This is a genomic window from Caulobacter soli (assembly GCF_011045195.1).
In the GTDB taxonomy this organism is placed as follows: domain Bacteria; phylum Pseudomonadota; class Alphaproteobacteria; order Caulobacterales; family Caulobacteraceae; genus Caulobacter; species Caulobacter soli.
In genome coordinates this window covers 2,406,825-2,420,362 of record NZ_CP049199.1, presented here as the reverse complement: position 1 = coordinate 2,420,362, position 13,538 = coordinate 2,406,825, and the positions used below count along the sequence as shown (strand labels likewise).

Genomic DNA, 13,538 nt, shown 5'->3' with positions numbered 1-13,538 from the left:
GTCACATGGCCGCCCGGGCGGCGGCGCGCAAGTCCATGATCGCGGTCCAGAAGACGTCGGCGCGGTCGAGGTTCACGGCCTCGGCCTCGCCCGGCGCGCGCATGATCTTCTCCCAGGCCGCCACCCAGCGGTCCAGGCCCGCCGGGGTGCGTTCCCCCGCCATGCCGGTGGCCATGGCGTGGATCTGGTCGCCCAAGCGATCGAACAGCAGCTCGAAGCGCGCCGCGCCCTCCGCGCCCCGGAAGGTGTCGGCGATGGCCAGCAGCGCGCCTTCGTCCAGATCGGGCAGCTTGCGCAGGATCTCGCCGGCCGCGTCGTCGGCCTCCAGGGCGCCGGCCGCGGCCAGTTGCAGAGCGCGGCCCGGCGCTCCCTTGGCCATCCGCGCCAGGCGATCGGCCTCGTGGGCTGAGACGCCGGCCCGCCGCTCCACCATGGCCGCGGCCTTGGACAGGTCCGGCGCGGGCACCACCAGGCGACGGCAGCGCGAGCGGATGGTCGGCAGCAACCGGCCAGGCGAATGGCTGATCAGCAGGATCACCCCACGCGGCGGCGGCTCTTCAAGAGTCTTCAATACGGCGTTGGCGGCGTTGACGTTCAGGTCATCGGCCGCGTCGATGATCGCCACGCGATAAGGCGAGATCGCCGGCGAATTGGCGAAGAAGGCCGGCAGCAGGCGAGCCTCGTCGACCGGGATCGACTTGCGAGCCTTGCCGTCGTCGGTCTCGCGCTCCAGCACCATCAGATCCGGGTGCGAGCGCGCCGCGACCTGGCGGCTGACGACGTCGGTCGGGGCCGAGCCCAGGACGCCAAACGCCGGATCGTGCCGCGCGCCGAGCAGGCGGCGGGCCATGCGGTAGGCCAGGGTCGCCTTGCCCACGCCCTCGGGACCCGTCAGCAGCCAGGCGTGGTGCAGGCGACCACGATCCAGGGCGTCCAGGAAGGCCAGTTCGGCGGCCTCGACGCCGTCGATGCCGAACACGTCGCGCGGATGAGGCGGTGCGTCCACGGCCTAGAGGCCCAGCCGGGAGGACACGGCCGCCCAGACGTCCGCCCAGACCGCGTCGATGGCGTCGTCGGCTTCGATCACGACACAGCGCTCCGGCTCGCGGCGGGCGATCTCCAGGAAGGCCTCGCCCAGGCGCTGATGGAACGCCAGACCCTTGGACTCGAAGCGCGCCTCGCCGCCCCGGGCCAGGGCGCGCGCCAGGCCCGTTTCGGCCGGAATGTCGAAGATCAGGGTCAGGTCCGGAACGGTGCCGCCCAGAACATGCTCCTCGAGCGCCTTGATCAGGCCGATCGGCGCTTCGCCGCCCGCGCCCTGATAGGCCCGGGTGCTGTCGGCGAACCGGTCGCACAGCACGATGGCCCCGCGCTCCAGGGCCGGCCGGATCACCCGCTCGATGTGATCGCGGCGCGAGGCGTACATCAGAAGTGTCTCGGTGACCGGCGACCAGCGGTCGATGTCGCCGTTCAGGATCAGGTCGCGGATCTGCTCGGCGCCAGGGCTGCCGCCCGGCTCGCGGGTCAGCACCACGTCGGCGCCGTCCGCCTTCAGGCGTTCGGCCAAGCGGCGGATCTGGGTGGACTTTCCAGCCCCCTCGCCGCCCTCGAAACTGATGAAGGTTCCACGCGTCACGGGCTTCAAATCGGCCGTAACGCCCGTCTTGTCCAGAGGTGATCGCGGCGACGTTTAGGGGCGCAGCACCGTGGCGTCGGAAAAGCCCAAGGCGGCGACACGATCGCGCACGCCGAAGGCTTCGGCCTCGTCGGGCCCGGCCTTGACCACCACACGATAGAGTACGCCTTGAGCGCGCTGGACCGGCTCGACCGAGGCCTCTCCGGCCCCGCCCAGTTGAGCCGCCGCGCGCTCGGCGTTGTCGCGGCTGGCGAACGAGCCGGCCTGGACGCGGTAGGCGCTTTCAGCGACCACCGTCGACTCGGTGGGAATCGCTGGAGCCGGCGACGGCGGCGCGTAGGGCGTGAAGTCCGGATCGGCCAGCTTGGGCGGCGGCGGTGGGCCATAGGCCGGCTGGGCCGGCGGCAGGCCGCCCGCATAGACCTGGGTCTTGGGCGGCGGGGCGTAGCCCGGCTCGGCCGGCGGCGGAGCCGCGGCGATCATCCGACGCTGGTCGAACGGCGTCTTGCCGGCCGGACCGATATAGCGGACGCGGACATGGGCGACGCCCGCCCGACCATAGCCCAATTGCTCGGCGGCGGCCTTGGACAGGTCGATGATGCGGCCGTCGACGAAGGGACCGCGGTCATTGACCCGGACCTGCATCTTGCGGCCGTTGTCCAGGTTGGTGACCTCGACGATGCTGGGCAGCGGCAGGGTCTTGTGCGCCGCCGACGGCAGATCCATGTCGAAGATCTCGCCATTGGCCGTGCGGCGATTGTGGAACTGCTCGCCGTACCACGAGCCGATCCCTCGTTCGTCATAACCTGGATCGGACTTGGGATAATACCAGACACCCTTGATCTGATAGGGCTTTTCGGTGCCGCGCAAACCAGAGGTCGAGCCTGGCGCGGGCGGTCCGGAATAGGGTCTGGCGGTGGAGGCGGTCTGCGGCAGGCGGGTCGGCAACGGCGTGGCGCAGGCGGCCAGGCCCGCGCAGCCCAGGGCGGCCACGGCTGCGCCGCGCAGCAGACGCCATTGGTCTCCCGCCTCGCATCCCATGTCCGAACAGCCTCCTGAAGGTTGTATATCGGAAAGCAGGGTGGTTCAGGAGACTTGAGGTCTGGTTAATCAAAGGTGCGACCAAACCGACCGCAATCGGACTGGAGCCGACGCACGACCGCTGATATACGCCCCTGCTCCGGGCAGGTGGCCGAGTGGTTTAAGGCAGCGGTCTTGAAAACCGCCGTGGGTGAAAGTCCACCGTGGGTTCGAATCCCACCCTGCCCGCCAGGCTCTGAATCGCATCCGCGATGAGAGATCTGGCGTTCCCGGAACATCGTTCCCATTCCGCCAAACTTAAGCTATCAGCCTCGACCGTGGCGTGCGCTCGCGCGCGCCGCACTGACCGCGCTGGAGCCCGCGAGGGCTTAAAAGGGAATGCAGTGCGGGGCCCTTGGTCCCCAAATCTGCGGCTGTCCCTGCAACTGTAAGCGGCGAGTACGAAGCGCACGGCGTCCAGCTTGACTGGTCGCCAGCCACTGGGGTTCGCCCTGGGAAGGCCGTGTTTCGTGCGTCGACCCGTGAGCCAGGAGACCTGCCAGCGTGGGTCGCTCTTGCCGTGACCCAGGGGCTGGTCAAGGCGCGGAACCCCGTCTGAGCGACGAGAAGCGGTGGAGAGCCGCATCGACCGGACCGGCCGGCGCTTCACGCGTCCGCGCCAGCCGGTGCGTCGACCGCTGGGCGATCGCCTGGAGGACGCTCTCCGCCATGTCGCTGGACGCCCATGGGGGGCCGCATGCCCACACTGATTTCGCACGCCGCTATCGCGGCTGTTCTGCTTTGTCCGCTCGCCGCCACGGCCGCCGAGGTCGATCCCGGCAACGCCGTCGACCAGGTGGTCGTCACCGCCAAGAGCCTGGAAGAGACCCTGCCCCAGGAGCTGTCGCGCTACGGCAGCGACGTGGCGATCATCACCGCCGCTCAAGTCAAGAACGGCGGTTTCGTCGACACCACCCAGGCCCTGCAGACCCTGACGCCGGGCCTCTACATCGCGCCCAGCGCCGGTCCGTTCAGCTATGTCGACCTGTCGCTGCAGGGCTCGCGCACTCAGGACGTGCTGTGGACCGTCGATGGCGTTCGGATCAACAACCGCCTCTATAACTCCACGACGCCGGTCGACACCCTGCCCGCCAGCATGATCGAGCGGGTCGAGGTGCTGAAGGGCGGCCAAGGCCTGTTCTATGGCACCCAGGCCTCGGCCGGGGTGATCAACGTGGTCACCCGTGCCTTCTCCGACACGCCCGGCGGCGAGCTGACGATCGGCGGCGGCGGGCATGACACCGTCCACGCCGATGGTTATGTCCGCGGCGCCCTGGGTCGCCACAAGATCGTCGCCTACGCCTCGAAGGACGAGAGCGACGGCTACCAACAATACGACGTGTTCCAGCCCAGCGCGACCGACCGCAAGCGCGGCTACGACGTCGTCACCCTGGGCGCCAAATACGGCTTCGACTTCACCGAGACCTTGCGCCTATCGGCCAACTGGCAGCACACCGACGCCCGCCTGGACAACCTGTCGCCGCGTCTGGTGCGCAAGAGCTACAACGACCGCGACGAGGACATCGTCAGCGGCCGCCTGGACTACACGCCCGACGGACCGGCCCAGTTCTTCCTGAAGGGCTATCTGCACGACTGGGACACCACCTACGAGAACGTCCAGAACACGGCCACCGGCCCCAAGGTGATCTATCCGGCCGGCACCTACTGGGGCTACCGCGACTACGGGGCCAGCGCCCTGGTCAAGCTGAACCTGAACAAGGGTTTCGAGTACGAGCTCGGCTACGACTTCCAGAACTTCAAGGGCCGTGACGAAGTCCTGCTGATCGAGGGCAAGACCGAGCAGGTCCACGCCCTGATCGCCCAGGTGCGCACGACGCCGGACCTGCTCGAGCACGCCCTGCTGACCGCCGGCCTGCGCTACAACCATGGCCAGGGCGCCGACACCACGATCTGGACGGTCAGCGGCCGCTATGACCTGACCCCGGCGGTCTATGTCGAGGGCGTGGGCGGCACCTCGTTCCTGTTGCCCGACGCCGAGCAGCTGTTCGCTTTCGATCCGGACTCCGTCCATGGCAATCCCGACCTCAAGGCCGAGGAGAGCAAGAACCTCAACCTGGCGATCGGCGGGACGTGGGGCGACAGCGTCAGCTGGAAGCTGACGGGTTTCGGCCGGCGAATCGATAACCTGATCAGCGACGTCTATGACGATCCGGCCTATCCCGAGGGCCTCTATGTCAATGTCGACGGGCTGGTGAAGGTCTCCGGCGCCGAGGCGGCGGTGCAGGCGCGTCTGGGCCAGGACTTCAGCCTCAACGCCAGCTACACCCACACCAGGTCGCGCGACGAGGGCTCCAGCCTGCAGCGCGACCGCACGCCGGTCGACTTCGCCAAGGCCTCGCTGGACTACGCGCCGGCGGGCCAGGCGTTCGGCGCGAACCTGTCAGTCAACTGGACGGGCGACGTCTACCAGACGGTCAGCGGCTTTGGTCGGTTGAACTACGGCGACTACACCGTGGTCGACCTGGCCGCTCACGTCTTCCTGGACGGCCAGGCGCACCATCACCGCCTGGGCGCGCGGGTGCAGAACCTGTTCGACACCGACTACGCCGCGCGCCTGGGCTCGGCGGTGGTCGACAGCGGGACCAGCCGGTTCCTCTATCGCAACCTCGGCGTCCCGCGCACCGCGAGCGTCCGCTACACCTACGCCTTCTGATGGGCGCGGCGACGCTCAGTTGGCGCGGGGTATGGAAGATCGGCAAGCGCTGGCTCTACTTCGTCCATCGCTGGCTGGGCATCGCCGCCTGCCTGCTGTTCGTGCTCTGGTTCCTGTCGGGACTGGTGATGATGTACGTCCGCTTCCCCCACTTCGTGGAAGCGGAAAGGGTGGCGCACAGTTCGCCGATCGCCTGGAGCCAAGTGAATCTGGGCCCTCAGGCCGCGCTCGACAGGGCCGGGCTCAAGGCCTTCCCAGCCGACCTGACCTTGTCGATGTGGGGGGACGAACCGGTCTATCGCCTGGTCCAGGATCGCAAGCGGATCGGTGTCTCGGCGATCGACGGCCGGGTGATCGGCGCGACCGACGTGGCCACGGCGCAAGAGGTCGTGGCAACCGCCTATCCTGGGACGACACCGCGCTTCCTGCGCACGCTGGACCGCGATCAGTGGACGGTGGCCCAGTCGTTCAACGCCGCCCGTCCCTTGCATCTGTTCGCCCTGGACGATCCGGCCGGAACGCAGATCTATGTTGGCGCCAAGGGCGGCGAGATCGTGCTCGACACCCATCGGACCGAGCGGTTCTGGAACTGGCTGGGCGCGGTGCCGCACTGGCTCTACTTCACCGCCCTGCGGTCCATGCCCCAGGCCTGGACCCAGGTGGTGCTGTGGACCTCGGGCCTGGGCATGGTCGGGGCCGCGACAGGGATCTGGATCGGCCTGTTGCGGGTGCGGATCAAGCGACGCTACGCCGGCGGCCGGATGTCGCCCTATCGCGGCTGGATGACCTGGCACCACCTGGCCGGCCTGGTCGGAGGCCTCTTCGTCCTGACCTGGGTGTTCAGCGGCTGGATGTCGATGAACCCCAACGACTGGGGCGGTCCAGGCGACGCCGTCATGGTCGGCCGCAAGGCCTGGATGGCGGCGCCCAAGACCCCCTACCCGCTGGACGCCGCCGCCTTGCGGGATCGGACCGGCGACAGGGTCGCGCGCTTCTACTGGCTGGGCGATCGGCCGCTGATGCTGGTCGACACCGGACCGGACGCCCGCGCCGTGCTGGACCCGACGAACGGTCGTCCCGTGATCCTCGGCCAGGCCGAGCTGTTCGACCGCGCCGCCGACCTCGTGCCGGGCGCGCACATGGTCGTCCGCGAGCGCCTCATCCAGGACGACGCCTACTGGTACTCGCACCACGACCGCGCGCCCCTGCCCGTCCTGGTGGCCAAGTTCGACGATCCTGCGCGGAGCTGGTTCTACATCGACCCGGCCAGCGGCCGGATGGTGGGCGTGGCCGACAAGTCCCTGCGTCTTTACCGCTGGACCTTCTCGGCCCTGCACAGCCTCGACTTCGGCTTCCTGATCCGCCATCGCCCGCTTTGGGACGTGGTGGTCTGGCTGCTCAGCGCCGCCGGACTGATCGTCTCGATCAGCGGCGTCGTCATTGGCTGGCGACGGCTCGCCGCGGATCTGGCGGCGCTGAAGAAGAAGCGACCTCGCCCTAGCTGATCGTCGACAGCCGTCGCGCCTGCCAGGCCAGGGTGTCCTGGCGCGCCTTCTTCAACGCCGCGGCGGTCTGGATCAGCACCGGACCGCCACAATAGAGCAGGCGCTGGTGGAAGGCCGCGCGGAAGGTGTTGGGCTCCAAGCGACGCAGAGCCGGATGCCGAATGATCCGGTCGGCCCAGGTCGGCGCGCCCTGGAAGGCCTCGCCGGCCAGCAGCACTTCGGGCGGATCGGCCAGCACCATCTCCAGCGGGACATTGCCCCACTTCTTCAGGCCATAGCGTCCCGCGACGTTCTCGAAGCCGCAGCGCTCCATCATCTCGTCGACCAGGGTGCCGTGCCCCGCCGCCAGGCCCTTGCCTTCGTAGACCAGAGCCTTGATCGGGCGATGACCGGGCGGCGGGGCCGCTTCGGCCAGGGCGCGCTCGATCCGCGCGACGACCATCTCGCCGCGCATCGGCTGGCCCACCAGCTTGGCGATGTCGCGCACCTGCTTGAGGCTGGCCGCGACGCTCTCGGGCACGCCGAACTCCTTGACCCGCACGCCCATCAGCTTCAACGCCGTGCGGGTTTGCAGGCCCGAGCGGCGGCTGGCGATCACCAGGTCCGGATTCAGCGCAATCACCTCCTCGGCGCTCTCGTGGGTGTAGGGCAACGTCCGCGCCAGGTCGGCGATGGTCGAGGTCTCGGGATCGCGAGAGAAGTGGCTGAGGGCGGCGATCTGGTCGCGGTCGGCGACCTCGGTCAGCACCACGTCCAGGCACTGGCCGATCGACACCACGCGACGTGCGGCGACCGAGGCTTGGGCGGCTCCGCCCAGGCCGCTCAGCAGCAGACCGACGGCGGCGGCGCGGCGGGTGACGGCGTCAGTCACGCACGACCTTTCCGACCGGCGGCACCCGGACGATGAAATGACCCTTCACGCCCTCTGGCCACTGACGGTAGGGCACCACGCCCTCCTCGCTGGCCATGTAGGCGATCGCATAGTCGAGGATGGCGCGCGCCGCCTCGGCGGTGGGTTCGAACCGCCCCAGCACATAGCCGATCTTGCCCGGCGACCGGACGTGGATCGAGCAGTGCTGCGTGCAGTTGAACAGGCACGGCATCTCCTCGACCGCCAGGTCGTCCAGCCTCGCGTCGCCGTCCTTCTGGGCGCGCAGGGCGGCGACAAGGTGGGCTCCGCCGCGCACGCCGTTAGCGTCCTCGCGGTCCTCGGCCGAGAAGCGGCAGGTGTTGCAGACGACCAGGCTCGCGCCCTCGGCGGCGTCGCGCAGCAAGGTCAAAACTCGATCCCCGCCTGGGCCTTCACGCCGGACCGGAAGGGGTGCTTGACCATGGTCATCTCGGTGACCAGGTCGGCCGCGTCGATCAGCGCCTGGGGCGCGTTGCGGCCGGTGACGATCACGTGCTTGCCGTCGGCGCGGGCGGTGATCGCCTCCAGCACCTCGTCGACCGGCAGGTAGTCGTAGCGCAGCACGATGTTCAGCTCGTCGCAGACCACCATGTCGATCTCGGGATCGGCGATGCGCGCCTTGACCGTCTCCCAGGCCTCGCGGGCCACGGCGATGTCGCGGGCCCGGTCCTGGGTGTCCCAGGTGAAGCCCTCGCCCATCGGCTTGAACTCGACGCTGTCGGGGAAGGCGTCGAACACGACCTTCTCGCCGGTCTTCAGCGCGCCCTTCACGAACTGGATCACCGCCACCTTCTGGCCGTGGCCGATGGCGCGGCAGACCATGCCCAGGGCGGCCGTGGTCTTGCCCTTGCCCGTGCCGGTATGGACGATCAGCAGGCCCTTTTCGATCTGGCGCTCGGCCATGATCTTGGCACGGGCGGCCTGGATCTTGGCCATCTTGGCGTTGTGCTTGGCGTTGAGGTCGGCTTCGTCGCTCATGCGGCGGTCTCCTGAATTTGGGCGAGCAGGCGCAGGCGCTCGGCGGCGCTGTTGGATCGAGGTTTCCAGAGGCCCCGCGCGATCGCCTCAAGCAGTCGGGCGGCGGTCTCGCGCAAGGCGTCGGGATTGGCCTGGCGCATGAAGTCGGCCACCACCTCGTCGGCGATCAGGGCGTCATGGGCCAGGTCGAAATGGTGGTCGCGCACCGCGCCCGTCGTGGCGGCGAAGGCGAACAGGTAGTCGATGCTGGCGGCGATCTCGAACGCCCCCTTGTAACCGTGGCGCATGACGCCCGCGATCCACTTGGGGTTCACCAGACGGGCGCGGACCACGCGGGCGATCTCGTCTTCCAGGGTGCGGATCACCGGCCGCTCGGGGCGCGAATGGTCGTTGTGATAGACGCGCGGCGCCGCGCCCTTCAGCTCGGTCACCGTCGCGGTCAGCCCGCCCTCGAACTGGTAGTAGTCGTCGCTGTCGAGCAGGTCGTGCTCGCGGTTGTCCTGATTGTGGATCACCGCGTCGACCTGGGCCAGGCGGCGCTCCAGCACCGGACGGGCCGCCGTCCCCTCGCCGCCCGCGCCATAGCCGTAGCCGCCCCAGACCAGGAACGCCTCGGCCAAATCGGCCCGCTCTTTCCACAGGTTCTCGTCGAACATCGCCTGCAGGCCCGCGCCATAGGCGCCGGGTTTTGAGCCGAAGATCCGCACGCCCGCCGCCTCGTCCCCTCCTTCGGCCTGAAAGCGGGCGGCGGCGGGGTTTTCATCGGCCGGCTCGTCCAGGGCCATGACCGCGCGGGCGGCGCTGTCGAGCAGATCGATCTGCGGGGCGAAGGCGTCGCGGAAGAAGCCGGAGATGCGCAGAGTGACGTCGACCCTCGGTCGGCCCAGCTTCGCGAGAGGCAAGACCTCGAACCCCGTCACCCGGCCCGTCGCGTGTTCCCAGGTCGGCCGGCAGCCCATCAGGGCCAGGGCTTGCGCGATATCGTCACCGCCGGTGCGCATGTTGGCCGTGCCCCAGGCCGACAGCGCCACGGCCTTGGGATAGTCGCCGACCTGCTGCAGATGGTCCTCGACCAGCAACTGGGCCGAGGCCCAGCCCAGGCGCCAGGCGGTCGGCGTCGGCACCGCGCGGGTGTCAACCGAATAGAAGTTGCGCCCTGTCGGCAGAACATCGGGTCGTCCCCGGGTCGGCGCGCCCGACGGTCCCGGCGCCACGAACCGCCCGTCGAGCCCGGCCAGCAGCGCCGCCATCTCGGCTTCGCCGCAAGCGTCGACGCGCGGCGTCAGCTCGCCCGTGACCTCGGCCATCACTTCGGCGGTTCGAGACCAATCCGCCGAAACGGTCTCACCCGCCACGAGGCGAGACGCCAACAACTCCAGCCGCTCGACCGTGTCGCCGACCGTGCGCCAGGGCGCGTCCGACAATCTGGCCAGGGCCATCGGCTTGAAACCCGTCCAGGCGTCGCCGAGCCGCGCGTCCAGCGGATCGAAGTCCAGATCCAGATCGCCCGCCAAGGCGCGCAGCAGCGACGCCTCGCGCCCCTTGCCCATTCCCCGTGGCGTGCGAGCCAGGGCCACCACCAGGTCGTCGCGCAGCCGCCCCTCCGGCGAGGCGCCGAACACGTGCAGGCCGTCGCGGATCTGCATTTCCTTGAGGTCGCACAGGTAATTGTCGAGCGCCGACAGGGCCTGGTCCTCGTCGGTCAGGTCCATGCCGCAGTCGACGTCCAGGCCCTGGCTGGCGGCCAGGGCGAGGATTTCGTCGCGCAGCGGCTTGAGGCGGCGAGGATCCAGGCCGGCGGCCTCGTAATATTCGTCGACCAAGGCCTCCAGCGCCTTGAGCGGGCCGTAGCTTTCAGCGCGCGTCAGCGGCGGCGTCAGATGGTCGATGATCACCGCGCCGATCCGGCGCTTGGCCTGGGTCCCCTCGCCCGGATCGTTGACGATGAATGGATAGAGCTGCGGCGTCGGGCCAGCGATCGCCTGCGGGAAACAGCCGTCCGACAGGGCCAGGGCCTTGCCGGGCAGCCATTCCAGATTGCCGTGCTTGCCGACATGGACCACCGCATGCGCCCGGAACGCCGTCCGCAGCCAGGCGTAGAAGGCCAGATAGTTGTGCGGCGGGACCAGGTCGGGGTCGTGGTAGGTGGCCTTGGGATCGATGTTGTAGCCGCGCGCCGGCTGCACCCCGACCACGACTTTGCCGAAGACGTGGATCGGCAGATGGAAGCCATCGGCCAGGGCGTCGAAGCTGGGATCGTTGTAGGGCTCGCCCCAGCGGGCCATGACGGCGTCGCGGGTCGCCTTCGGCAGGGTCGCGAAGAAAGCCATGTAGGCGTCGAAACCCAGCACCGGCCCCGCCAGCCGGCCGCTCGCGGCGGCGTTGGCCACGCCCTCTCGCAAGCGATCCATGAGCGCGGCGGAGGTTTCCGGTGCGCCGTCAACCGTATAGCCAGCGGTCTTCAGCGCCACCAGGATCGCGGTGACGCTGGCCGGGGTGTCCAGTCCCACGCCGTTGCCCAGTCGGGAGTCGCGATTGGGATAGTTGGCCATGACCAGCGCTACGCGGCGCTGGGCCAGCGCGGCGCGACGCAGGTCGGCCCAGCCCTTGGCCATGTCGGCGGCGAAGGCGATGCGGTCCTCGGCGGCGGCGTGACTGACCACGTCGCATTGGGTGCGGGCGTCGAAGCGCAGACCGGCCTTGAACGCCGTCGCCCCGGCCAACAGGCGGCCGTCGACCTCCGGCAAGGCGACGTTCATGGCCAGGTCCCGCACGCCCAGGCCTCGAGCGCTGGCCTCCCAGGCCGCGCGATCGACGCCGGCGAACACCAGTTGCAGCACCGGCGCGCCGCTGGCCTCCAGCGGGCTCCGGCGGCGACCATCGCCGGGGTTGGAAACCGCGAAGGCCGTGGCGTTGAGCACCACGTCACAACCGGTCTCAGCCAGCGTGTCGGCGACCAGGCCGGCGGCGAAGGCGTTCTTCAGGCTCTGGACGAAGATCGGCGCGACATTGAAGCCGCGCGCCTCCAGAGCCCTGATGTGGGCGTCGATCGCCTGGGTCGTGCCCGAGGCGACCAGGGCGCGATAGAACACCAGGGCCGCGGTCGGCCGATCCGGCGCCCAGCGCGCCCGCAGTCCGGCCAGATCGGTGAACCGCTCGCCCGGCCAGTAGAAGCCGGCGTCGAGCAGCGGCGCGGGTTCGGCCCAGACCTCGCCCTTCCTGCCGATCAGGTCGGCGGCGTAGAGCAGCAGACTGCGGGCGTTGCCGATCCCGCCCTGGCGCAGATAGCCGAAGATTCGATCGGAGACCTCGCGCGGGGCGACCGACAGGGCCAGCCCCTCGCCTTCCGCCTCCTCGTCCAGCAGCGCGACGAACAGCGCGCCGCGCTCGCGGCAGGATCGGGCGATCTCGTCCAAACCGTAGGGCCAGTAAGCGCGGCCACCGACCAGCCGCGCCACGACGATCGCGGCCTTGTCGATCACCGTCTCGACATAGAGGTCGACCGACAGCGGATGTTTCAGGCGCAGCAGATTGGCCAGGCGGACAGCCGGGAAGTCGTCCGGCAGTCCGGCCACGGCTTGCGACAGGCAGGCCAGGTCGCTGTCGGCGGCCGACAGCACGACGATGTCGCCGGGGGTCTGCCCCAGGTCGACCGCCTCCTCGCCGTCGAGGATCGCGCCGGGCTGGACCGCCAGCAGGTGCATCAGGCGAGCGCGGCCTGGAGCAGCGGGGTGATGGCGGCCTGGTCCAGCCCCTTCTCGCCGATCACCACCAGCGACGAAGCGCGGGCTTCACCCTCGCGCCACGGCCGGTCGAAATAGGTCTGGACGCGCGGTCCCACCGCCTGGACGATCAGCCGGGCAGGCTTGCCCGTAATGGCGACCACGCCCTTCAGCCGCAGGATATCATGGCTGACCAGGGCGCTGGTCAGGCCCGCCGCCAGCAGCTCGACATTGGCCACGGTCCCGCCGCGCACGACGAAGCTGTCGAAGTCATCGTGATCGTGGTCCTCTTCGCCCTCGTGGTGCGACTTGCGGCTGTCCAGGTCGTCCTCGGCGGCGACGCCCAGGCCCAGCAGGATGGCCGGATCCAGCGCGCCGTGGCTGGCGTGGACCACCTTGACGCCCGGCCGCAGATGCTCGGCCAACTCGGCCTCGACGCGGGCCAGGGTCGCCGCGTCCACCAGGTCGGTCTTGTTGAGGATCACCAGGTCGGCGCAGCCCAGTTGCTCCTCGAACAGCTCCTCCAGCGGGGTGTCGTGATCGAGCGTCGGATCGGCCAGACGGGCCTTGGCCAGGGCGGCCTCGTCATGGGCGAAGCGGCCGGCGGCCACCGCGTCGGCGTCGATCACTGCGATCACCCCATCCACCGTGGCGCGGGTTCGAACCTCCGGCCAGGTGAAGGCCTTCACCAGGGGCTTGGGCAGGGCCAGGCCCGAGGTCTCGACCAGGATATGCTCGGGCGGATTGGGCCGATCGATCAGCTTGCGCAGGGTCGGCAGGAAGTCGTCGGCCACGGTGCAGCAGATGCAGCCGTTGGCCAGCTCGATGATGTCCTCGTCGGCGCAACCCTCGACGCCGCAGCCGCGCAGAATCTCGCCATCGATGCCGACGTCGCCGAACTCGTTGACCACCACGGCCAGCCGCCGCCCGCCGGCGTTTTCCAGCAGGTTGCGGATCAAGGTGGTCTTGCCGCTTCCCAGGAAGCCGGTCACCACGGTCGTTGGAATTCTCGCCATCTCGCACGTTCCCTGGC

The 13,538-nt window shown here is 69.4% G+C and carries 10 protein-coding genes, 1 tRNA gene and 1 riboswitch; of the genes, 3 read left to right on the top strand and 8 right to left on the bottom strand.

Going from position 1 to position 13,538, the window contains the following annotated elements; translation table 11 throughout:
* Window position 1: 1 nt before the first annotated feature.
* From G3M62_RS11370 to G3M62_RS11360, 3 genes are read right to left on the bottom strand one after another with little or no spacing between them, the layout of a single operon-like run.
* Window positions 2-1,006, bottom strand: a complete 1,005-nt coding sequence (locus G3M62_RS11370; RefSeq protein WP_165187082.1) for a DNA polymerase III subunit delta' — start codon at window positions 1,004-1,006, stop codon at window positions 2-4.
* A gap of 3 nt (window positions 1,007-1,009) precedes the next feature.
* Window positions 1,010-1,636: a dTMP kinase gene (gene tmk / locus G3M62_RS11365; protein ID WP_165187080.1), complete on the bottom strand. Its 627-nt coding sequence runs from the start codon at window positions 1,634-1,636 to the stop codon at window positions 1,010-1,012.
* A 54-nt stretch (window positions 1,637-1,690) separates the two neighbouring features.
* Window positions 1,691-2,677 carry a septal ring lytic transglycosylase RlpA family protein gene (locus G3M62_RS11360; protein ID WP_165187079.1) on the bottom strand — a complete coding sequence of 329 codons (987 nt, stop codon included), beginning with the start codon at window positions 2,675-2,677 and terminating at the stop codon, window positions 1,691-1,693.
* Between the two features lie 141 nt (window positions 2,678-2,818).
* Here G3M62_RS11360 and G3M62_RS11355 point away from each other — a divergent pair.
* The 3 genes from G3M62_RS11355 to G3M62_RS11345 all read left to right on the top strand — a co-directional run bounded on the left by G3M62_RS11355 (window position 2,819) and on the right by G3M62_RS11345 (window position 6,895).
* Window positions 2,819-2,908, top strand: a tRNA-Ser gene (locus tag G3M62_RS11355).
* A gap of 105 nt (window positions 2,909-3,013) precedes the next feature.
* Window positions 3,014-3,234: riboswitch (cobalamin riboswitch) on the top strand.
* Window positions 3,235-3,413: 179 nt separating this feature from the next.
* Window positions 3,414-5,390: a TonB-dependent receptor plug domain-containing protein gene (locus G3M62_RS11350; RefSeq protein WP_205691992.1), complete on the top strand. Its 1,977-nt coding sequence runs from the start codon at window positions 3,414-3,416 to the stop codon at window positions 5,388-5,390.
* Window positions 5,390-6,895 carry a PepSY domain-containing protein gene (locus tag G3M62_RS11345; protein WP_165187075.1) on the top strand — a complete coding sequence of 502 codons (1,506 nt, stop codon included), beginning with the start codon at window positions 5,390-5,392 and terminating at the stop codon, window positions 6,893-6,895. Before G3M62_RS11350 ends, G3M62_RS11345 begins: the two co-directional genes overlap by 1 nt.
* Here the strand turns inward: G3M62_RS11345 and G3M62_RS11340 are convergent.
* From G3M62_RS11340 to cobW, 5 genes are read right to left on the bottom strand one after another with little or no spacing between them, the layout of a single operon-like run.
* Entirely contained in the window at window positions 6,888-7,766 is an 879-nt protein-coding gene (locus G3M62_RS11340; protein WP_246263559.1) for an ABC transporter substrate-binding protein, read from the bottom strand. The genes G3M62_RS11345 and G3M62_RS11340 overlap by 8 nt on opposite strands.
* On the bottom strand, window positions 7,759-8,175 hold the full coding sequence (locus tag G3M62_RS11335) for a DUF1636 domain-containing protein (RefSeq protein ID WP_165187074.1): 417 nt from the start codon (window positions 8,173-8,175) through the stop codon (window positions 7,759-7,761). Before G3M62_RS11335 ends, G3M62_RS11340 begins: the two co-directional genes overlap by 8 nt.
* Window positions 8,172-8,783: a cob(I)yrinic acid a,c-diamide adenosyltransferase gene (gene cobO / locus G3M62_RS11330; protein ID WP_165187072.1), complete on the bottom strand. Its 612-nt coding sequence runs from the start codon at window positions 8,781-8,783 to the stop codon at window positions 8,172-8,174. The genes G3M62_RS11335 and cobO overlap by 4 nt, the downstream gene beginning before the upstream one ends.
* Window positions 8,780-12,487 carry a cobaltochelatase subunit CobN gene (gene cobN, locus G3M62_RS11325; RefSeq protein ID WP_165187071.1) on the bottom strand — a complete coding sequence of 1,236 codons (3,708 nt, stop codon included), beginning with the start codon at window positions 12,485-12,487 and terminating at the stop codon, window positions 8,780-8,782. The genes cobO and cobN overlap by 4 nt, the downstream gene beginning before the upstream one ends.
* Window positions 12,487-13,521 carry a cobalamin biosynthesis protein CobW gene (cobW, locus tag G3M62_RS11320; RefSeq protein ID WP_165187069.1) on the bottom strand — a complete coding sequence of 345 codons (1,035 nt, stop codon included), beginning with the start codon at window positions 13,519-13,521 and terminating at the stop codon, window positions 12,487-12,489. The genes cobN and cobW overlap by 1 nt, the downstream gene beginning before the upstream one ends.
* Window positions 13,522-13,538 lie beyond the last annotated feature (17 nt).